The sequence below is a fragment of the Pseudomonas sp. genome, from assembly GCF_002796985.1.
Taxonomy (GTDB): Bacteria; Pseudomonadota; Gammaproteobacteria; order Pseudomonadales; family Pseudomonadaceae; genus Pseudomonas.
In genome coordinates this window covers 1-22,341 of the sequence record NZ_PEKX01000026.1, presented here as the reverse complement: position 1 = coordinate 22,341, position 22,341 = coordinate 1, and the positions used below count along the sequence as shown (strand labels likewise).

Annotated in this window: 17 protein-coding genes; 4 read left to right on the top strand and 13 right to left on the bottom strand. The window is 53.4% G+C overall.

All coding sequences use genetic code 11. The features are described from left to right. Window positions 1–121 precede the first annotated feature (121 nt). Window positions 122–1,915 (top strand): hypothetical protein, encoded by a 1,794-nt coding sequence (locus CTR55_RS27240; RefSeq protein WP_296291688.1) that lies wholly within the window; start codon window positions 122–124, stop codon window positions 1,913–1,915. A 259-nt stretch (window positions 1,916–2,174) separates the two neighbouring features. After that, complete coding sequence (locus tag CTR55_RS27235) at window positions 2,175–2,459, top strand: hypothetical protein (protein ID WP_296291686.1); 285 nt, start codon at window positions 2,175–2,177, stop codon at window positions 2,457–2,459. 881 nt (window positions 2,460–3,340) lie between these two features. Here CTR55_RS27235 and CTR55_RS27230 read toward each other — a convergent pair. Genes CTR55_RS27230 through CTR55_RS27215 form a run of 4 tightly spaced genes read right to left on the bottom strand, consistent with a single transcriptional unit; the run spans window position 3,341 to window position 6,428 of the window. Then, window positions 3,341–4,105, bottom strand: coding sequence for an aldo/keto reductase (locus CTR55_RS27230; RefSeq protein ID WP_296291684.1), 765 nt, complete (start codon window positions 4,103–4,105; stop codon window positions 3,341–3,343). Next, entirely contained in the window at window positions 4,102–4,683 is a 582-nt protein-coding gene (locus CTR55_RS27225; protein WP_296291682.1) for an AAA family ATPase, read from the bottom strand. The genes CTR55_RS27230 and CTR55_RS27225 overlap by 4 nt, the downstream gene beginning before the upstream one ends. Continuing rightward, on the bottom strand, window positions 4,680–5,291 hold the full coding sequence (locus CTR55_RS27220) for a 3'-5' exonuclease (protein ID WP_296291680.1): 612 nt from the start codon (window positions 5,289–5,291) through the stop codon (window positions 4,680–4,682). The genes CTR55_RS27225 and CTR55_RS27220 overlap by 4 nt, the downstream gene beginning before the upstream one ends. Continuing rightward, window positions 5,292–6,428: a radical SAM protein gene (locus tag CTR55_RS27215; RefSeq protein ID WP_296291679.1), complete on the bottom strand. Its 1,137-nt coding sequence runs from the start codon at window positions 6,426–6,428 to the stop codon at window positions 5,292–5,294. 508 nt (window positions 6,429–6,936) lie between these two features. Between CTR55_RS27215 and CTR55_RS27210 the strand changes: the two genes are divergently transcribed. Continuing rightward, a complete protein-coding gene (locus CTR55_RS27210) occupies window positions 6,937–7,176 on the top strand; it encodes a hypothetical protein (RefSeq protein WP_296291677.1) in 240 nt (79 codons plus the stop codon). Window positions 7,177–7,471: 295 nt separating this feature from the next. Beyond that, window positions 7,472–10,255, top strand: a complete 2,784-nt coding sequence (locus tag CTR55_RS27205; RefSeq protein ID WP_296291676.1) for an N-6 DNA methylase — start codon at window positions 7,472–7,474, stop codon at window positions 10,253–10,255. An 840-nt stretch (window positions 10,256–11,095) separates the two neighbouring features. Here CTR55_RS27205 and CTR55_RS27200 read toward each other — a convergent pair. From CTR55_RS27200 to CTR55_RS27165, 9 genes are all read right to left on the bottom strand, one after another. Then, on the bottom strand, window positions 11,096–11,527 hold the full coding sequence (locus CTR55_RS27200; protein ID WP_296291674.1) for a PmeII family type II restriction endonuclease: 432 nt from the start codon (window positions 11,525–11,527) through the stop codon (window positions 11,096–11,098). A gap of 102 nt (window positions 11,528–11,629) precedes the next feature. Further along, window positions 11,630–12,706 (bottom strand): DUF3800 domain-containing protein, encoded by a 1,077-nt coding sequence (locus CTR55_RS27195; protein ID WP_296291672.1) that lies wholly within the window; start codon window positions 12,704–12,706, stop codon window positions 11,630–11,632. 102 nt (window positions 12,707–12,808) lie between these two features. After that, a complete protein-coding gene (locus CTR55_RS27190; RefSeq protein ID WP_296291668.1) occupies window positions 12,809–14,515 on the bottom strand; it encodes an ATP-binding protein in 1,707 nt (568 codons plus the stop codon). A gap of 3 nt (window positions 14,516–14,518) precedes the next feature. Further along, window positions 14,519–15,757 carry an SIR2 family protein gene (locus tag CTR55_RS27185; RefSeq protein ID WP_296291666.1) on the bottom strand — a complete coding sequence of 413 codons (1,239 nt, stop codon included), beginning with the start codon at window positions 15,755–15,757 and terminating at the stop codon, window positions 14,519–14,521. 456 nt (window positions 15,758–16,213) lie between these two features. Continuing rightward, on the bottom strand, window positions 16,214–17,071 hold the full coding sequence (locus CTR55_RS27180; protein ID WP_296291664.1) for a hypothetical protein: 858 nt from the start codon (window positions 17,069–17,071) through the stop codon (window positions 16,214–16,216). A gap of 584 nt (window positions 17,072–17,655) precedes the next feature. After that, a complete protein-coding gene (locus CTR55_RS27395) occupies window positions 17,656–18,711 on the bottom strand; it encodes a TniQ family protein (RefSeq protein WP_363712029.1) in 1,056 nt (351 codons plus the stop codon). Between the two features lie 8 nt (window positions 18,712–18,719). Continuing rightward, window positions 18,720–19,610, bottom strand: coding sequence for a TniB family NTP-binding protein (locus tag CTR55_RS27175; RefSeq protein ID WP_296291661.1), 891 nt, complete (start codon window positions 19,608–19,610; stop codon window positions 18,720–18,722). Next, window positions 19,607–21,541, bottom strand: coding sequence for a Mu transposase C-terminal domain-containing protein (locus CTR55_RS27170; protein WP_296291659.1), 1,935 nt, complete (start codon window positions 21,539–21,541; stop codon window positions 19,607–19,609). Before CTR55_RS27170 ends, CTR55_RS27175 begins: the two co-directional genes overlap by 4 nt. Then, window positions 21,534–22,341: TnsA endonuclease N-terminal domain-containing protein (locus CTR55_RS27165; protein ID WP_363712026.1), on the bottom strand; the 808-nt coding region annotated here is incomplete at its 5' end. The genes CTR55_RS27165 and CTR55_RS27170, both read right to left, overlap by 8 nt.

The window sequence follows — 22,341 nt, the reverse complement described above, 5'->3', positions numbered from 1 at the left end:
TGTGACTTACGGGAATTAATGCGACACAGCGAAATAATCTGCGACAAGCAAGAAAAAGACTCAGAATCAGCGCCACGATCAGGCAGCCATCGTGGCGTTGCTGTTTTGAGGATGAAGAACGATGCCCATCAGGCTCGAGCAACCGATTAAGCCATTGAGTCGGGTTATCCGACTCGAAAGCGACCTAGGAATAAGCGACCACGCGATGATCGCGTGGTGGTATTGCGGCATCTACAAAAATCCGGTTGCTAACTCTCAGCCCCATGCGCTCGTCGCGTTCAGAGAAATAGGGCCTGAGGGCCTAGGGGACGAGATCATTCCTCGCCGCATCCCTATTACTGAACTTGGCCAAGTTCGCATCGGCAGTATCTGGAAAGATCAGAAATGCCAGTCCGAAGCTATCTTCGAAGTCGATAAGTTCGACGTGATGATCAGCAGAAACACTTGGCGCGTGGTCTCGTTCAATGAGGCCCTGCTACAAGGCAATGCGCCGCCATACCCTTCTGAAATTCATCCTTTGCAATATGAAAGAGACAAGAACTGGATGATCGAATTTGATCTTCAGTCAGGAGGGAAATTACTAATTCCATGCATCGAATTCTTCACCCGATGCTATGGCCGGTCAGCAGAGTTAAAACGCGTACTAGCTACCTATCCTTGGTGCGAACCAACAGACATCCATAACAGCAGACTTTACGCACCACTTGGTGAGCCAGAAGAACCTGGGCAATGGAAGGTGAAACTACGCAGCCGAATGGTCAATGGCGATATCGTTTTTCTTGCTCACGCTAAGTACGACCCCTATACACGATCCGCAGCGAAAAGCATCTATGCACAGATAGAAGCAGAGCATGATCCTAGGGGTAGATTGCCCGCGTTCATTAAAGTGGCCCCGTGGTTCCAAGGGCATGCAGAGTTAAAGGTCTCCGGTATCCGCTTCAACAACGGCAAATCTTTCCTCGCTCTGCAAGTAAATGGATGCTCCAACCCTCAGGGGGCACTGATCGTTAGAGATCGAGAAAATTCCAACCGTGTAAACGAAGGTGCCGACCCAGGCGCTCGCGAGGCATGGGCAGGCACTCCTGAGCGGCAGCTAATCAAACCCCCGGAAATTGTTGACCTCACTAGCGATGAAGAGCCGGACCATAGCGCCGCCTCTATCGAGATTGAAGACGATGATTTTGAAGAGCTTGGCGAGAAGCGTTTGATTATCGACCGCCGCCGCGAAAAAGCGGAAAGCAAGGCAGGAGCTAAACAGCAGGGAACCTGTGCCGACAAATACTCTGGTGGAGAGCCGTCCGGGGATGGAAAAGGTGTCGGCTATGCGTCAATTCACGCCAAGCCAGTGCTTGAGTCGCAAGGAACCTTACGGGACGTCTGGAACGCCATGTTGTTCCTGCAAAAAAAGCATCCAGATAAAATTGAAAAGGTTCAGTGGTTTACATGGGAGGGCGGGTTCAAAAACGATCCAGAGCCCCAGCTTATTGGGCTGACCGAATTCGATAAGGAAGAAGAGGTCAGCACCACTATTCGTAACTGGCTTTACTCTGACACCGTCAGCAGAAAAGTCCGCGGAATCCTAGTGGCCCGCTTAATATTTCGAGATAAATGGGTATGTATTTTGGAAATTCAGCGGCGACCGAGAATGAAGAAAGATGCGAGTGGCGCGCCCAAGGAATCCGAGGAGAACTTCAAAGGATTGGTTTGTATTCCTCCCAATATGGATGAGTTCAAGAAATGGCTAACAGCCACCCTAGAATCAATTCGTTATTTGAAAGGGATTGTGCAGCCTCTCGAAGGTAAGCAAATTGAAAACTGCATGTCATTCTCCCACTCGCGAACCAAAAGTGAAGAAGTCGCAGGCGAAGCCGCCGTGCGTAACGCACTGGGAAAAGTGAATGTTCCCTTATCATAACCCCGAGCTCGGGCTGCTCCCGGATCGCCAGACGTCAAAATGAAAAAACCGGCGCTCATGTGAGTATTCGCATCGACACCGACACTAATTCGCCTGCCTGATCGACACCGGATTGCATGCAAAACCGCCAGCCATCCGCCTCCCCGACGCTTACCCCCTGGGCCGTAAGCTTGATCTCGCGGATGTGAGTTCCTTGACAAGTGGCACAGCCGAAATTAAATTAATTTAACTAAATCGATCAGTGTCATGGAGAAGCACGATGCCCAAAAAGCAGAACTATGTCCTCGTTGCCCTTGAGGCCGTAGCAAAAGCCCAGCAGGAATTGAATGCCAAAGTCGACAAGCACGAGAAGATAATCGAGAGCCAAGGCCAAGATATCGCACGCTTGGAAAAGCAGGTAATGCAGCTCCGAAACCAAGCTATTCAAGCTGAAATCGCCAGCGGCGAACGTACAGACGCGACCGCTGCCAAGTACGGTGTCTCGTCATCTCGCGTAGCTCAGATCGCACCGCGTAAAGAGTTCCATCGACCGAAGCCGAACTAAGATCATAGGTGCGTATGGCTCTGGTGATCTGGCCGCGCACATGGGGGCTTCGGTGCCCCCCTATTACCTCCCAGGAGATCGTTCAGGCCAAAACCGCTTCGCGGCGCGGCACAGCTCAGCTCAGCTCAGCTCAAGCGTTAGTGTCCGCTCTTGGCAGGTAGCTGCCTGCCCCCAGCGTCTGTCTCGGCCAAGAGCGGGCGCTGTTTGGTGTCGATTTTGAGTGCAAGGCGGTGTCGATCAGGCAGGCGAATTAGTGTCGGCGTCGATGCGAATACTCACTCATGCAAGATCGTGCCGTTCTCCAAGGCAATGCACCCGCATTTTCACCTCACCCAGCCTCGTCCACGGCAAAGCAACCAAGTTGAATTGGCACGTGAGCAGCAAGCGATGTTCCGTGTACCTGACCGCCGGCGTGCAGTGAGGTTGACGGCATAGTCCTTCACCATTAGGCTTGGCAACAAGAGTAACCCCCACGCCTCAGGCGAGATTTTTCTCGCACTGCGCACCAGGGGGTTAGTTTTTTCTGCTCTCCCAGCACATCCTCCAGTGCTCGTGCTGCTCGAAATTCTCAAGCGTTCACCAAGCCCTATTCAACGTCGCAAACCCTGAGCGGCCGGATGCGTCCTGCTGTAAACGCCCTGCAGGTCAGAAGCTTGGAGCAGCCCTCCCATCAACGATGCTGGTTGAGCTGGACTGCGGACGATTCCAGCTCCTGTTCGAACGCGAACGCGGCAAAGGTATCAATGTGCATCAAGGGGCTATGCGCACGCCATGGTGGGACGCTCCCAAAAGCAGAGCACATCGTCAGAATTGCGTTTGCTCGACAGCTCTAGCAGAACGAACCGATAGAAGTTCATCGGCGGATAGAGGGAGCTGAAGAGTCAGCGCCTTCCTGCCTTTAGGTTCTCTTCAAGATGCTGCACGCTGGACGTTCCAGGGATTGGGAACACCACGGGTGAAAATGCAAGTAACTCTTCAAGAGCTTCAGTGGTCGATAAACTGCTCGCCAGCCTCTTACCCGCCTCCAATGGTGCATAAGCGACGAACGCCGTGTCATTCTGCTCACACCATTGAATGATTGGCAGGGCCTCGCGGTTGGAAATACTGAAAGCGTTTTGAATCGCAGCGATTGGAGCGGTCTTGATCGCTTCCTCCACTTGGCGGACATCCACTTTCGAAAGCCCAAGTGCTTTGATTTTCCCCTCCACGCGCATTCGATCCAGCTCACCAACCTGGTCAGCGATCGGAATGTTCGGGTCAATGCGGTGCAGGTAGTACAGGTCTATAGCCTCGACATTTAGACGCCTGAGACTGAGCTCGACGCACTGCCTGAGGTAAGCAGGACTCCCGCAGGGAACCCAGCGACCAGGACCATGGCGAGTAAATCCACCTTTGGTTGCGATGAGTAGATCATCTGCATAGGGGTGTAACGCCTTGCAGATCAGTTCCTCGGCCACGTGAGGCCCATAGGCATCAGCTGTATCGATATGTTGGACACCCGCCGAAACTGCCGCGCGTAGGACGGCCAAAGCATTCTCTTCGTTCGTTGGAGGCCCCCATATCCCCGGGCCGGTCAGCCTCATTGTGCCAAACCCCAACCTGCGGACAGTTTTCTCGGCGAGCCTCGCCGCTACAGGAGAGCTCATTTGTACCCTAACTGAGAAAGTAGTTGGTTGCTGAGCGACGACATAAGTGAACCCTTCGCGGCTGGCGTTAGTAGTTGGTGCGAGATAGCCTGGCTTTCTAGGAGCCGATGTAGGTGCGAATCCACTAGCTCTCGAAATAATAGGTTGTTGTCCCTTTTCGGGCCGAGAGGAATGGATGTATCTAACTTAGTCGCCACAATTGCGCAGTATTCTTGCAGCCGACCTGATACCAACGCATATACACGTTCAGTTTCGCCGGTGCTGGCGGGGGCTTGGCGATAGTCAGTTGCGGCATTCCAGTACGCCAACGCGTCCAAAATCGGACGATCGACCAAGACGACTTCAGCAGACGAGCAGGCCAACCCCTGAGCTTCTAGCGTGCGGTCGATGAACCACATCGTCGAGTCGTAGGTATGCTGAGTGAGCAACGGAATACCCTGCTCTACTGCGAGTCTCCCGAAGGAAGGAATCGTAGCGACCTTGACCCCTTTGGCCTCCAAAGTGTGCTTCAGCTCTTCACAGAACGTGGACTTGCCAGTGGAGTGAGTCCCAGCGACACCAACGATCAACGCATTCACCACAAGCTTCCTTGTTCAGGAGGAGGCTCTTGCGATTCCGGCGCGGTATTGAACTGCGCGATTTTGCAGATCTCTGCCCAACTCGACGCTTTGGACTTCTTAAATAGATGGTCGAGCAAAAGGGCCGTCGCGTAAGCGTCATCTCCGGCACGGTGCAGTTGCTCTGATACCTGACTTCTCAAACCTGTCAGGGTCAACATTGCCTCAAGACCGTGACTTGAGGCATTGGGGTAAACATGGCGAGCAAGTTTAAGCGTGTCGATTACTCCGACGGGGCTCCAACTGGGTAGATGCCGCTTAACGACCGAGTAATCTACCGATGCATTGTGAGCAACGAACCACTTGCCCTCTAGATGCAGCTGTACCTCAGCCTGAACCTCGCCCCAAGGTGGGCAAAGCGAGACAGCAGCGTTATCTATTCCATGGATTCGCTCAGCCTGCCAGGTGATCGGTGCATCTGGTTTTATCAGCCAGCTCGCATAGGCTTTGCTGTTTTCCGCAGGGTAAGGAACGATCGCAATTTCGACCACGTCCGGCGGGTTTTGCCCATTGCCCTCGACATCAACGATGACAATGGGGGCAGTCGGTAGTGTGAATCCAATGTTCATTCAGCAGCTCCGTTCCGCTTCGGCCCGGCCATGCCGTGCGTAGTAATGGGGCTTTTCGGCATCATGCACTTGGTACCCAAAAGTGTGCTGTAGGAAGTAGCGCCGCTGCTCATCTAAACCGCGAACAACAATAGCTCGCTCATTCACTTCCGGCTCAGTTGTCGCGCCCAGGCTTAAACACATCTGTTTAAGTAGTGCCTCATCCGGTTTCCTCCAAGCACCTTTGCACAGCGACACTTGCGAAGCTGGGCACAAGGCACAGAGCTCGGCGATACCAAAATGGCCGTTATAGTCCGGCTGCTGATGTGTGTATGCGACTCCGCAAGATGTCTTGTGGAAGATTGGGGCGTCACGGTTCGACTGGCGAAAGAGTCTTAAAATTCGCTGCTCATCGTCTAGCGGCAGCAGCTTGCGCCTAGCAGTGCCCAGGTATGGTTCACGAATCCCCTCGGCCTTGAAGAACGCTGCGATCTCTTCGCGATAAAAGAGCCCGCTGAACACAGTCGCGTGTGCATGGGCGGCTAGTGATGCCGCTCGTGCAACATGCTCTGCAGTGTCGTTGACACCCGGAATAATGGGGCGCCAGTAGAGAAGCGCTCTGTAGCTTTTGGCGTTGCGAAACAATACCTTCAAGCTTTTCTCGGCAATTGAGGAATTGATGGGTTCGATCTTCGGATTGTCAATTCCGGAGTAAGTCACCAGCACCGTCAGCTTGATGTGCTTCAAGGCATTGAACTTGTCGCAGTCTTCCTCAGAAACCTTCCAGCGGGTGATGACAAGAACATGATTGGTCAGGCCGGCCTCGTCCAACAGGCGAAGGATGTTGTGAGTATGAGATCTCACCTCCGGCAGCATCGGATCTGTCGCGCGGTTGAACAACTGGATAGGCGTTACATGGGGCTGGAAGTATCGGTGTGAGACGAATTGCTCGAACGCATCCTCATCACTCATCAAGGCTTGAGGTACACGTTGATCAAAGTTTCCGAACAGATGGCGAACACAATAGCTGCAGTCAAGCGGACAGCCGACGATGTGGTTCAGGCTCAGCCCGCTTTTTCGGTAGTCGACTGGATCTTTGAGATGGGGATTGGCCGTCTCTAACTGACGTGCATCGATGATCGAGACTGTGCCATTCACAGTTGCACTCCTTGCATGAGGTAACGCAGCCCAAAGTCACTGATCACCGCCCCAGAAGGGTGCGATGGCCACGTGACATCTAACCTATGCACTCTGACGTGCAAGGTCAAACGAAGCATGACCTCATCAATGATCGATCCTGGTTCGATAGCACAGGGCAGACACTTAAATCTGCGTATTTTTTACGCAGATCTGCGCAAAAATAGCTAACTACTGCGTTGAGTCTACGCAGACGTCTACCTATACTGAGCCGATGCTATCCTCTCGCATTACATTTGCAGATCTCGCTGCCGTCGGCCGCGTTGACAGACATCGTCTGCGAAATTTGCTCAAAAACCTTCCAGAGTTCGCTAAACGGCCAGCCAGTGAGCGAGTCGCTAGGGAGTACACCCGTCACGACTTAATAGTTGTTGCGGTCCTGTGCGAACTGGAACGCTTGGGACTTCGAAAGGAAGCGATTGCGCACTGGGTTTCACCTATCCAGCAATCTCTTTCGGGTCCCCGTGCGATGGCGGCCCAGCAGCTCTTTTTGGCCAGCGACTCTTCTGAAGCCTTGTTGATTGATGAGCATCGCCAGCTTGGCGCAGGCATCATCATTAACCTGAATGAAGTTTTGAAGCTGGTAAACAGGCACTGTGCAGGGCTAGATGGCGTTCACGAACAACAGCGTGAGTTGGAGTTAGGCCCCGGCAGCGTGGGCCACTCGAAATTCGCCGTAAATAAACAGAAAGCGCGTAACCATGGATAACCTACAGGACTGGCTCGCCAAGGCAGGCGTGACCTCAGATAGCACCGTTGATCTTGGTGCGCCCTCAGGTCCACGTCACGTACGTTATTTAGATCTGCTTCCAAGCCAGGACAGTCAAGAGCTCCTCCCAGACGCTGTCGTAGAGTCGGGTGGCGTGCCGCTTATCTACATAGTTCGACGCGACACCTTGGGCAGTTCTCGGACAACCACGACCGAGCTGTCACAACTGGTCCGTGTACTAGCTTGCCGAGCAGACGCGCGCTACCTAGCAGTGGTTGAACCAGGAAAGGTGATTGTGTACCCCATCTTGATGGACGATACACTTCCTCCCCCTGTGCTGTCCGACACTGAAGCAGCCGGCTACGCCAAATTCCGCGGCATGCTCAGCGGTAGTACTACAGACATCACTCCAACTGTCAGCACACGCAAGTCTCGTAAAGCTGCCGGGCTTTGGCTGGACAGCTTATTGTTCCGGCTGCTAACGGACGCTGCGCGTGACATCCATCGTTGCGCTCCTTCACTCACCGTCCAGCAAGTACTTTCGCTTGTAGGCCGCGCATTGTTCTTTAGGTTTCTAGTCGACAGACGCATTGTCAGTGAGGCAGAGCTGCCGCGTATTAGTCGCCAAGCAAACGATCTTAGTATGGTGTTCAGTAATCTCGATGCGCTGATTGAAACGTGCACTTGGCTGGACAAAACATTCAATGGCGATCTGCTCAGCCTGACAGACTCACATGACGCCCCTGATAAGTATGGAGAGCTTCGACAACTGCTCGAAGCGGGCGCCGAAACTGTGTGCTGGCACCTGACCAACATCCAATACAAGGCGGTTCATGGACAGTTACCGCTTCAGTGGGGAGGTATTTACTTTAAACACGTCCCTGTCGACGTGCTTAGCCAAGTATACGAAGACTTCGCCCACCAATTTATTCCGGAGCTAGCCAGGGAAACCAGCATTCACTTCACTCCACGAAAACTCGCAGAGATTGTGGTCGATGGTGCCTTTAGTGCTGTGAGCAGCACGCCCCCCGATCGAGCTCGAGTGCTCGACCCATCTGTAGGCGGTGGAGTGTTCCTTGTGCTCGCGTTTAAGCGGCTCGTTGCCGAACGCTGGCGAGCAACGGGGGAACGTCCTTGCCGGGCAGAGATACGCCGGATACTGATGGAGCAGATCGCTGGTCTAGACGTAAACCACGATGCCCTGAATGTGACGGCTTTGAGCCTATATCTGTGCGCTCTTGAGCTCGACCCGGATCCCCGCCCTCTTTCGGAGCTCAAGTTCAAAAAGCTAATCGGCTCGATTCTGCACCCCGTTGACGAAAGCTCACTCGATCAGTCCTTGGTGCCTGACGACTCGCCGCACGATAACAAGCTGGGCAGCCTGTCCAGCGAAGTGCTACATCGCCATGCGGGGCAATACGACATTGTCGTCGGAAACCCACCTTGGAATGCGTTCAAGGATGACCGCGCCGGTGCGTTGAATCGTACGCTGCGCAAACTCCTCGCAAAGCCGACGCCATCCTCCACCTCGAACGTGGTTGCCCGCTATGGATCACCAGATATTGCCTTCCTGCTTGCCGCTTCAATATGGGCGAAACCCGCAGGTGCTATTGGTTTTGCAGTGCATGGTCGCTTCCTCTTTCAAGGTGACTCATTCGAACTGCGCCGCCACGTTTTTGAAAACCTTCGCGTTACAGGCGTGATGAATTTCGCGGCGCTACGTCAGGACCAGAAAATTTGGCCTAAGAATGATGCGCAATTTGCCTTAATGGTCGCGACCAATGAAACACCTGGGCCTCTAGACGGTTTCTTCTTTATCAGCCCTCGACATGAACCGCGACTTTCCCAAGAAGGCGTCTTCCGTATAGACCCGAGCTCCGCGATTCCTGTGTCGCTGCACCAGGCCTGCAGCGACCCACAAGCCTTTAAAGCGCTCTACAAAGGCGGACGGCTTGGGCTGGATTTACTTCATCGCATGCGCGGCGAAGCAGCGCTATCGCTGGGTCAACAGGTGGCCAAGCATGGTGGAAGCTTCAACAGTGGCTATCAGCTTGGCAAAGAGAAGAATCGTCAAACCGACGCTAGCCATCTGGTAGGGCTGCTCGACGTACAACACGACATGACTTTTGTTGTGGCCAGCGGCTCGAGAGTCTCGGGCGAAGATCTGTACTTTGAATTGCCCAAGTTACAATGGCCTCGCTCCCCTGAAATCTACCGTGGACCATTGCTATTACTACGCGAGTCTCCCAGGCAAGAGAGGGAATTCCGTGGCGCGCTTTTTTCAGCGTCAGATGTCGCTTACCGGGAGAGTTTTATTGGCCTGTCGGCCTTTGAGAAGCCCGAACTCGCAGGGTTGATTGATCTGATTTACGTCGTGTCCTATAGCGACCTATTTCTGTATCACCAATTGCTTACCAGCCCAAAATTTGGTGTTGAACGCGACTCGTCTCTGCAAAAGGATCTTTTGGACTTTCCGCTGATTAGGGAGGAAAAATTGACTCCCGAGCAATGGAAACAATTGCGAGTAGTGGCCGGAAAACTGCGTGAACGTAACGCGAACTGGCAGGAGCTAGATGAGCTCGTTTTCGATCTACACGGCCTGAGCACGGCGGATCGGCAGTTGGTACGCGACACGCTGAAGATGGAGTTACCGTTCACCGATGTATCGAAAGAAGCGACTGCCCCTACATGCACGGCTACTCGTCAGCAGTTCATCGATACGGTAGCGAAGCTAATCAATCCCTTCGTAGATCCTAGCCATTCGAAGGTAGCAGAGCTGCAAATTCGCCCCATTGATGGATGGGTCTTTATCGAGATCGGCGCGCCTGAAAGCTCATCACAAGAAGGTGTGCAGACCTCCGATTTAGCGCATCTGGTGGGCTTTACGCAAAGCTACTGGAGCTCGCGTATAGAGATAAGACTCAAGGACAGAACAGTGCTGGGACAGCTCGATCAGATGCGTTACTGGACTCTTACAGAGGCACGTAGTCTGACGCTAGATTGGTTGCAACCAGGAGAAGCCCTGGAGCCATGCGGCTCGTCCCTTATGAACGGCCAAGTGGGGGTATCTGCAACGTGACGTTCACGAGCCTAGGAAGGGTGCCCACTCAATACGATGCTTTTGCACCATGGAACCCCAGAGTGATAGCTGTTGTGGAACATGCGATTCGTCAAGCCTGGCGCATATTGGTACTTGAACATCAGGCGGTCTTGAACACTCACGACGAAGATCGCATTACAGATCGCTTACTCGATGTTCTAGTCGATATTCGTACCAAAGGTACAGTGCCAGGCTTCACAGCCGATTTATTCGGCGTGCCTGTGCGAGACGCCAAACTTGCCGACTGGCTCGGCGAATCAATCGACAAAACACCAGACATCACGGTGTACCCTGCACAGCCGCGCCAGGGTATTAGCGATGGTCGCCATGACGCACTTTTCCTAGAGTGCAAAGTGCTACACGGCAATCGTCGACTTACCCAATATGGTGACGAAGGGATTCAACGATTCCTAGATGGCCGTTACGCTTGGCGTATGCCTCACGCACACATGGTGGCTTATGTATTCTCAGCCACTGATCGCAATCCAGCCTCGGCACTCACCACTCACTTCTTGCGCAAGCGGTCAGGCCCCCCTCAACAAACCAATGGTCAACGATTGGCATTACGAGACGGGCCTACAGAGGTGTCACCAGCAGGTTGCGCGAATACACGCCCCATTATCCAAACTGGGCACCTGCGCTCCGCTCCCACATTACCTGGAAGAGACAATCCCATAATGCTGCGGCACCTATGGCTTTGCGATCCTGCTTGATGTAACGGTGTTGGATCCGGAATGATTTATACAACCGCTGATCCAGGTTAATACAATCTGCATGCGGGAAGCTCCCTAGTCGGGAGTATCCAGATCACTGATACGGTCAATCTGGCTTGGGCGACTTCAGGTAGGCAATAAAACCGGCCCAATCATGAGCGGCGTATTTTTCCAACATTCGTTTGGGTAGCTTGATCTGCGACCTGTCCCAGTCAATGGAGGCCTGCCATTCCTCCTCATCTAGGATTTGCTGGCCCGTGAAATACCGAACCTCGTCCTTAGTGGTGTTGTAAATTAGAAAAATACGAGCCGGGTTGTGGCTAACTGCTGCACGACTCAGACCTCGCTGATTGTTCCAATTTTCCCCACTCTTAATCTGTACTTCGAAATATCGCCCATTAAAACCAACGATTCCGTCTATCCCCTTGTCATCGACCAAGGAGGGAAAGACATCTATCTGCTCACCAAGCAGATAACCCCAGATGGCAAACTCGTTTCGTTTGCCGATGGCGAGCTTATTTTTGGTTTCTGTCGTCATCGATCTAGCCGTCCCTCTCCAGTGAAAGCAATATACCTTTTCTCTCCGATCCTGGACTCAGTGCGAAGATTACGAACGCAGAGATACGAAATCAGACAATGCTCAGGCATGTCGTACTTCGAAACTCGCGACTACCTGATTGACTCCATACCCCGGCTTTTTGTTGGTATTCCGGATCAACTGCAATACGGCTTTATCTAAGTCAGGATGTGTGTCGCCGCTTTTACTATCCCTGAAATAACGCATCACTGCGCCGGCCACGACATCAGCTAGCTGCAGTCCAATGGACTCGTATGAGTGTGCAAACTCTAGTGTAGCGCTCTCTTCAAATACGTAGTCTGAGCGCGGAGCGAAGGGCCGCTCATCTTTGGGCGCCTCGGCATTCGCTTTTCCTAGCTGAAGAATTTCTTCAATTTCCAACTGTTGATCGTGGACAATCCGAATACCGCTCAGCTTTTTGCTAAAAAAGAGGTTAAGCCGCGCATAAATGTTGGTGAATGAGGTGAGGTTGGGAAGCATCCAAACGCGCTTGTTTCGCTTGTTATGATCTGGCGGGGGAAGGAACTGAAGATACGCATTGGCATCCTCCGCTTTGAGTTCTAGGTACTCAGAGCGAGCATCCTCAACCATTAAACATAAGCACTCGGCGACAGGCCCAACTAATTTTCTTCGTTTTTCACCTAACTCTTGGAGCGCAGAAAAGGACAAAAGAACGTTTTCATCGCTGGGCTCAAGGCAGGCCTGAGCAAAAATATCTAACAGTTCATTGGGCGCTTCAGCACAGAGAAAATCGGCTATCCCGTTTCGAATATATGAGGTGCTGGCCCCCTCTGGAAAACTCATGCACGCGGGTGTCAGCTGAAAGGAAACAATGTTGGCGATGATGAAAAAACGCTTATCCACAAGCTCGACCAAAATCGGTGCATCGATCGATTCGAGAAAGCTGATCACGTCCAGAACAAATTTCGATTTGGATGTGAGGGATTTAGACTTCAGCTCGCCTGGTGGTATTCGATGAAGCGCTTTTAGCTCGTCAATTCGGGCTGCAATAAAAGCTTCGTCCTCTATCCCAACGGCAGCCAACGCAAAGAAAGGCTGACCTTTGAAGTCAAATTCATCTCCGCTGTTCACCGCGTCGCCGCTATGACCGCTTTCATCTAGGTAAAACGTCATAGCCATGTGAGGCTTGTCCTTTAAAAGTGAATTCTGCAGCCGATGTCTTGGTGCCGAGTACTGAGTGCCTGCACTGCCTAGAGTTTGATCGTTCGGTGCCTGGCTCGATTACCACAGCTCTTGGAAGCTGGGTCCATCTGACATTGGCGGTTGAGAAGGGCGACCAATTTGAATGGTCACCGGAATCGGAAAATCCACCCCCACCATTGCTACTTCACCCTGCTTGAGGTTGGGAAGGAATGCAGCAGCGGATCGATCTATCTCTCCGCATGCGCGCTCGACGACTTCTCGATCTCGATCATTGGTCAATCGATGCACTAGAAGGGTACCCATCTGGCTCAAAACGCCTTCGGTAATATCCCGAGGTCGTTGAGTTGCGAGGCAGATATTCAAGCCGTACTTACGGCCTTCTTTGGCAATCAGCTCAAATGCATCGAGATTCTGAAGGTCGTCCTCGTTTCCGAGGGTTTTGCCGAGGAAGTTATGAGCTTCATCGAGAATCACGATCAATGGGTTCCGGCGGAACGCTTCACTTCTGGCACGCTGCAGGAGCAGTCGTCCTATTGCATTGGCAATTACTTCCCGAGCATTAAATTCATAACCGATTGAGCTCAGGCAAATCCTGAACAGACGTTTTTCGCCCTCCAAGAATGCATCAAGGCTATCAACGAGACTCGGTACGTTTTCTTCAGGACTGAAAACGCAGCTGAGGGAGCGGGAGTTCATCACACTCATAATCCGGGTCATGAGCGAGGAGCAGTATGAAAGCTCATTGCTCGCGCTCCCCCAGCGATCCATTTTATCTACGCCAGCATCTAGATAGCAGCACTCTTGGACAACTTGCTGGACGAGGCGTCTAGGCTCGAATGGTTGGCTTGGATTGCCGACCAAGCTAGCGTTGTTGTCGCGCTTCATTGCTTCTCTGTAGATATTTTTAGATTGGTTGACCTTGCGCACAATTCCGTGCGGGAATAAATCTGGTGCAAGCGCCACCAACCGTAAGCTTTTAATCGCTTCCCTTAGCTTTGGCCCTTGAGTCTTCCCTGAAGGCTGGAACAAGGCGATGAAGTCAGTTTCAGCAAAGCTTGTGGGAGGGATGGCGACTTCGATCGACTCTGCACTTCGATGGATAGGCTCACCCAGGTGGCAATGAACGGTGTCGGCCCCATTTAGCGATCGATACTCCCCAGTAGCATCGATCAAGACGAGCTTGCATGAGAATTTTCGGCATTCTTGGATCAACTTGGATGTTGTCCAACTCTTGCCGCCGCCTGTCGAGCCCAAAATTGCGCAGTGTCGGCCAAATAGCTTCTCTGGGGTTACCGCGATTGGGAACCCGTTATCCCCCGCAACATGCCCTAGATCCAGAGTAACGCGTGGCACTTCTGCGCCTACACCTGCAGACGTCAGCACCGGAATCTGGGATATGAACTCGCCAGGTGCGGAGTAGACCCGATCACCTAGCCGAGGATAAGAGCTGACCCCGGCTGTGATCTTAAGGGTCTGAGGATTTACCGAGCCCAATAGACGAATGAACCCAATAGCGTCGATCTGGCGAATCCCTGAAAAATCTTGAGAGATTTCAGTACGATCACGGTCGGGAAGGTTGACCTCCGTGATACGGCCCAAAAGTACTGTTTGCTGACCTTCGATCAAGACAAGTTCGCCAACTTCACCTTTGCCATAGCGATTTTTGCCAAGATAGTGCCCGCTTACCTCGCCGGCATGAGCGAGATTGATTTTGATGAGTTGAGCGCTGACACTAGATACCACTCCTATTTTCAGGGTGCTGGTCAGTATTCCGTCCAGTGCCATCGATTATGCCCCTCCCTTTATGCGTCTCACGGCATTTGCTAGCTGCTCTGCGGGCGAAGCGGTACGAAGGTGAGGAATGTGGCTGACCATGTCCGCGAATGAAGCGCTGATGAAGTGGATGTCGAATCCCTCCATCGCAAGATCATGGAATTTCCCCCAATATGCACTTGAGCCATGTCGACCGCGATTATGTAGGTGAGGGATGCCGTGGAAGTCACAGAGAATAAGTTTGAGGCTTGGGTTGGACTGAATTGCAGAGTAAATGGGCTCAGAGAGGTGATCATCGTTGAAGCCGAAGCCCGCGATAATTAAGCAACTATTGGGTTGTCGCAAAAACTCCAAAAACCTTGATAGGAGTTCAAGGTGTGGCTGTAGGAATGCTTGCTGATACTTTCCCTTGGCTGGATAGATTAAACATGCATTCTCTGGAGAAGGAGCCGCATGCTCGTAAATCTCTGTACCTTCCCGACTCCAGCTTACGGACCCATGAAGCTTCAGGAGGTGGTAAATGCCCTCCGTAAATTCATGGCTGTCCGCCTCGCGTCGCACGATGTCATAGGTGAAGTGCTTCCCATCAAATCTGCGCTTTCGGGTGTACGAGAAGCCATCAATGGTAACCATCCCAAGATCGGATGCTGCGGTTTCGAAGCACATGTCGTAGTTCGTAGTAAAAACCTTTAGCCGAGGATCTCTAACCCTGCGCCTCGCTAACTTCTGCAGCAGATTCCTGTACGCTGAGATGTCCGAAGTATTGCTATTCATAAACTCCGAGCAGGCGTGAAGAATCAAGGCTTTCACTTCGTTAACAAATGCACTGACCCCGTCGTCGCTGTTGAATGCCAAATAGGCGTCGCACTGGGACAAAAAGTGCTCGATGTTGGGGTTGATTCTCTCTAGATAACGGACGGTATCTGCGATGTTGGCAGCGCGTTCGGAGAGCCTGTTTGGCTCCTCGGGGCACATCGCTCGTTGCCATAGTTCCCACATGCTCGGGCCGCCGACAGCTCCAAGCGAAGTACCACTTCCCGCAAAGAACCCTAGGTTGGGGATTTGAAGTGCGGACGCAAACATATCCGAAAGCGCAGATTTATTAGCGCGGATTTGTACATCATCAGCTTCGTCTACGGCCTTCAGTACCGTGAAAGCTTCCTCAGTCAACGGTAGCCACTCGATGGCACCTGGCGGGAGGTAAGCCTGTTGCCCCTTAAAATTATCGTCGAGCGGAGCTACTTCGTCTGTCATGACACGATCCTTTGTGTATGGCTAACCGCAACAACCCGAGTCGAGCGATAAGCCGAAGCGCCAGAGGCGGGGACGCTGCATTGGAAGAGTTGATGAGCGCCATAGTGCCATCATGCAATCACTCGCGGAAGCTGCGTGGCATGGCATGCACCGAGCGCTGAGGTTGCGGAATTGGCGGAGCTAGACAGGTGCGATCTCTGTGGTCTTTAGCTTAGTCACAGCTCCCATTAACCCGCCTGCAGCTCTTCTTTCCTGTAAGAGTCAGGCAATACACCCCACCGCGCGGGTCAGTGCAGAAAGTGCCTGTACCACACAGATGGTCGCCGGTGTCGCCCAGCATCTGCTGTGGGTATGCAAGGTGTTGGTGCTCGTCAAATCGCCCCCAAATTTCGTAGACAGTAATCAGGGGTCAAAGGCGGCCTGCTTCTAGCGGCCGCTTTTGAACGGAATGAGGGGCTATTCAGTAGCGGCTATAGACTCGGGGGTTGGCAGCCAGTACTCCTGCCCCCTAATGGAAATACGATAGCCATCGGCATCAATAGAAATTGCGTCACTTAGTACCTGTCCGCTCGGTACTTTTGAAAGCCCGTGGAAATACATCAGCCCGATGCAGACCCATTTGCGCCGAAAGCTATTACTGTCGCCACCACCGCGCGCCAAAGCCAGCAGTTTGGCCTCCAGACTTTGTCGACGGCGTGCCGCAGCGTGCTGCTCATCTACAACAGGCAAAAGGCCCAACGCATAGTGCTTGTTGAGATAGCAGATGAAGCCGATTAAAGCCGCTAGCTGGCCAGGAGTTTCGCGCAGCAGGCGATCTACGGTGGCTTGATTCGGCAATGTATTCCCGGAGCCATCCGCAACAAGCAACAAACTCACCGCCGGGCGAAGCGCTAGCCGCATCGAGCGACTTGTTGATTTCCCCGCGTCGACTTTTGCCTGCAGTAGGTCTCGATACGCTGTAAGCGCCAACGCACCAACAGTCCCAGCTGGCATAGTGCCGAGCAGCCTGCGGATGCGCCTGTTTTCGGAGTCTGCTTCACGCGCTACTGCGTTTACCTCCATGCGTTGGGCTTCGGTAAACCACGTCATGGGCAACCGGACATGCCGTAAACCTTCCGCGCCGAAGTGAGCTAGCAAGACGGAGTAACTAGGAACATCACGCCAACGCTGCTCGATCTCGATGAAAAATGGCAAGTATCGATGAATCCGCAGCGCCGCACGCTGCCAACCAATTCGCTCTTGTAGCCATGCAGCATATTCAGCGAACAAGGCTGCAAATTGCGGCGTAGCAAATGCAGCTTGATCAAGCTGCACACGTTTACTGTGCAGGCCACGCCAGTAACAGGATTCACACCTGATCCCCCGCCCTGCTGGCATCTGCTCTCCGCAGTCTCGGCAGCTCACTATTCCAACAGACATACATAGGCTGCACAGTAAGCGACCGTCTCGGCTCTCAGCTAAAATTCGATGTCGTCGACAGCTCTGGCAGGTAGCGAAGTCACGTCGTGCACATACAGGGCATACCTGCACATCCAGCCCCAAGCGCGAGACTCGGGATAGCCTATTGGATGGTTTTCCGCACTCGCCACAAGGCTTGGGATCGACGAAGTGTGGGCGGCACGCATTACACACAGGACCATAGCGCGTCATCACCCCAACACTCCGTCCGCTTGTGCCACAGCGTACACAGGGTCTAGCGCTTTCACATTTACGGCATATCGATCCGTCACCGGGCGGCAATCGAGCAAATCTTCCACAGCTCGAACACAAACGCCGCGTGAACAAACGCGCATAGCAGGTTGCACAAAAGCGCTCACCGTTATGCTTCCGATGCGCCTTCGCCATCGAACGGCCACAGCCGCTGCAGTAAAGCGCGGAAGCCGCATCAGCGGCATGCATTACCACCTTGCCTTTCTCTTGAGGCGCGCCACCATCCGCTCAACAGCGACGCGAGAGCGCGGACGACACTGCTTCTCTGATGGCTTTCTAGAGCATATTGAGGTGCCCTGCGGAAGAGCAGAAACCAATACATTGAGACAAGGCGGCGCGTGACCGCCAACAGAAAGTAACGCGTTGCGGGTAATGCCCGAAGATAAGGCGGCATCCACCAATGCATCTAGCTCCACATTGAGAACTTGGTATGCGGGGGCTAACAAAGCCATACGTTCGTATGTTGGTAGCAGCTCTAAAGGGAGCCCAGTTACCGGAGACCAAGTGCTGGCTTGCCCCATACCGACTCGCTCAAACATTTGGCTAAAACACTGGTGCCCTGCACGACCCGCAGCCCGAAGCAAAGCGACTAGAAAGCGTGCCAACCTAAACCACTCTGCCGTCAGAACAACAGTGTCTCCATAGCGCGCTTCACCATGCTCCACGGCTTGATCTGCACACAGCTGAAAGCGCGCTGCCTGCAAGTCATAGAGGGGTGATATTTGAGTGCGAAAGTCAGCTCCACACGTAGCACACAGCGCAAGGTTTGGGTTCGCGAGCGTCAATCGATGCGGCTCAGGAGTGCGACCACACACGCCACAGCGATCCATCAGCATGCAGCCGTGCTTTAGGCAACTGGTATGCCATGCCAGCCGCCAGCATCGACGATAGTAAGGCCAGGTATCTGCGGCTAAACACTCTGGGCAGAACTGCAGTCCGCCATGCCTACGACGGTTGCGACAACCCGCAGCAAGTATCCATGGCCAGACGGCTTCGCCTGGCCCTGTGTCATATGCAACTTTTGATGCGATTGACGCTAAGGTGAGCTCGGAGAAATCGCTCTCTGAAAGACCGGCGCAATCATGTGGACGCCCAATTGCCCCCCGATCTAGATCAGTCGCCCAAACGCGGCGCTGGGGCCAAAAGCAGGAGGTGAGCGCTAGCGGATCGCAGCCTTGCTTCATGGCCACGCGGACCAGCCAGGACGACAACAGCTCATCCGGTAAACGAGAGATGAATTGCATCACCGGGGCTACGCGATGAACTCTCGGATACCGCTGGTTGGACGCATCCAAGCCTTCGCCTCGATCACCTGTCTGTCGATGCATTCATGCCCGTTCTGGATCGCATCGGAAGCACATGCAACAAGCAAACGATGCAGGTTGCCGATATTGCCATCGCATATTGAATGCAAGGTCAACGCAAGCTCTGGCTGATGGAGACGTGAAGGTTGGCGTAAGGGCAGAACACGCTCAAAGCTAGCCAGCAACGCTTGGAACTCCTTATCCAGCGCCCAAGTTGAAAGGCTAAAGACGTCAAATCTACTCGCGTGTTGCGGATCGGTATGCAGTACACGTACTGCCTCACGTGTACCAACGCCGACAATGGGGATTGCAAGTTCATTGCACAGCAGCTTGATGGCATTCATGACCTCGCGCTGCTTGATCGGGGACCCAGTCAACAAGGAGTGGAACTCATCAATCACTAACATGCGCACATGGCAGGCACGGAACAGATGGATAACCTGGTAGCGCAGCTTGGCGCATGGGTCAGTAGCTCGATAAGGCGTAAAGAACTGCTCCAGGATGGAAATGTACAACCCTTTCTCGTCGGCACTCGGCGGTGCCTCGGCAAGGATTACAGGCTTGACCGGGTCCGACTCCTCATTCACATAACCCTTTCCGCAAAGATCGACAAAGCGGCGCACGATAGTGGTCTTGCCGTTGTTCGGCTCGCCCACGATCAGAAGATTAGGCATGCGCGGTCGTTGAGGCTTGTGCAAAAGGCCCTGAAGGGTCTCAAGCATCTGCTGCGCTTTTGCATAGCCAATCCAGCGTGGCATATCCAGAAAGGCAATCCGCTCCTTGTCCGACAAGGACATCACATGACGAAAATCTGGGTGTATATGCTCATACTTGGTCATGCGATATCTCCGAATGGATCTATGTCATCCAATAAGCCGGAAATGGCAGGGTTCGTCGGTGCTGGTGTAGAAGCTGGCGGCCGAGGAAGCACACCAGCCAATGGTGCTCCCGGAGACACCTTATTCGCGTGATCTTTACGGCGCTGAGCCTGTTTTCGGGCAAGCTTCGTCTTTTCTCGAGCCTCATCAACCTTGGTACGCAGCTCCGTAACTGCACGTAAGATCTGATGGTGATCTACACCAGCACGCCCCTCTTGTTTGAGCTTTTCCTTGGCTTGGCGGTACTCCCAAACACTCATGGCTGGCAGTGCCTGATTGGCGAATGGAATCTTGAAGTACTGCTTAATATCCGGATCGAAAAACCACAGCGTGCTAATGTCGCGCGGGTCTCGCCGGAACGTGAATTCGCGCTTCGCACCGGTCTCCTTTTCGATCGCATTTATCCAAGGGCGCAGCGCTTCGGCGTAATAGCTCATACCATCGATTGTCACACCAAAGGTCTGCACGGTACGCCTGAAGGCGGGTAGGAAATCCAGCAAGATGCTGTGGCCACCGACAGGCCGTGGGGGGATGCCAACACCCGGTGCTTCTGCGTTCCCGAAGATCCCAATCTCCCACTTGCGGGATGGTGACATCATTAAGGTCGAATGTAGGCGTTGGTGGTAAACCTTGCAGATGAGAGTTACCAACCACTCCTCGAACTCAGACTTGGTCAGTACCGCATGCTTCTCGGCATCGTACCCGTCACGCTCCTTAATCGATGAGAACGTGGTTCCCGGTAAGCCATGAATTTCGCGCAACAACGTGCCGAGCATTCGCTCAATGTGTCCGCCATAACGCGGTTGCTTAACAGGTCTGAACTCCAAATTGATACCGTACATGAGGCACGACTGCTGAAAATTGTTCGAGCGAAAATCCGCACCGTTGTCGACATGAATTGTTTTCGGTACACCCCAGACTGGCCACTGCGCATCTACTTTGTGCAGCGCGAGCCAGTCTTCCTTCGGTAGTACCGAATGGGCGACACACATAGCTACCGAGGTTTCTGATGGTGGATCGAAGGAGAGGTAATAACCCGTCACCATGCGGCTGTGAACATCCATCGCCAAGGTGATCCATGGACGACCAATAGGCTTACGGTAGACATCGTCTACAAGGATGATGTCGGCGGGTGTGTGGTCTATTTGCACGACGGCAAGAGGATAGTCGGCGTTAGGAAAGCTACCTGCTGCGGGAAGAAAACGATTCTTGGCTTTTTCCTTATATCCACGCCCACGCAGACGGTCCCGCTCACTGAGGTTTGCGATTCGCGCACGGATGGCGGACTCACCAGGAGCATTGATACCCCGATCCGAGCAGCGTCGCTGAATCTCTACAATGGTTTTCTGTACGCTGGGCCGTTGGCTGGTTAGATAGAAATCGGACAAGACCGCGCCGATGACTTCTTCGGCCTGGGCAGAAATGCGCCCCTTCCCCTGCTGCCATCCCCGCTTACGGGGAATGAGTGCAGAGATTACCTCATAGGCCCGGTACCGCTTCATCCAGCGGTACAAGGTCCCGGCGTCAACGCCCACCTCCTCTGCCCGCCGTGTAACCGCCTCGCGCCCTCCGCTGAAACTACCTAATAGTGGCTTGATTGCGGCAAACCTCTTCTCGGCAATCCTCCAGTCCTCATCCGCGATCTCGGCCAGATCCACATTGTGCGTTGACGACTGCACTCCAGCTTCTACAGGCCGTAGCTCGCCTAACCGCAAAGCCATGCTGCGCCCAGTTTCGACATCAAGACCAATCGCTGACTCAAAATCTAGATGCTGGACGATCTTATAGATGGCGCTGCCATGCTGCACAAAAGCGCCAATCTCTAGGCTGACACGCTGGCGGCATGGCTCAAACGCAGGATTTAGGTGCGCTTCATCGTCGATGTCATGCATAGCTAGACACCCACAACTCTGTCTGATCGCTAAGTGGACGGCTCATATCACACTCGATTTTCCGGCTCGCAAGGAGGTGCCAAATATGCGCAACACCATTTACGCGGTATGCGCCCATGAAGTGTCTAGATAGCAGGTAGTGAAAAGGCGTCGCGCCCATCTTCTGTAGGTTGTCGATGATCCAACGTGACTCTTCCACCGCAAACTCCATCCGCTGGTATCGCTCCAGAAAACGGATGTTCTGTAGTGTCTGATCGCGGATACGCGACTCGTCATAGATCCGAAACTGCCAACCCTGCACATGCGCAAACTGGCGCGCAGCCTTCCACTTACCTGCCCAGGCCCTCCAGTTGGCGCGCCATGCCTTGGCTGGTTTGACCTCCACCAGTAATGGTCGTGGGTAATCCTCATAGGAGCGATTGCCAAGCCGGTAATGAACCAAAAAGTCCGGCGTGTAGACGCTAGAACGTCCCTGTGGGTCGATAAATGGGATGCTGACCGGTTGAGCAGTCACAGCAAGCACATCCGACATGAATTCGGCTCGGATCAGGAAGTCCCTCTCCAGCGTCGATTCGAATGGGATAGACGCCTCCCGACGAAAAACGTAGATGCCGGAGACGCTTCGTCGTGTCGGACCAATGCGCCGTGTTTGCCGGACAACTATCTGATCGCAGCTATTGTCATCCATCTCATATCCAGTCGCAGTAAATAGGAGAAAACCGTCGCATTTAATTTCACAAATCCCCACGCCTACCGGCGGTGTATGCACCCCACAGTCGCATTTATTTGAGAATCTTACA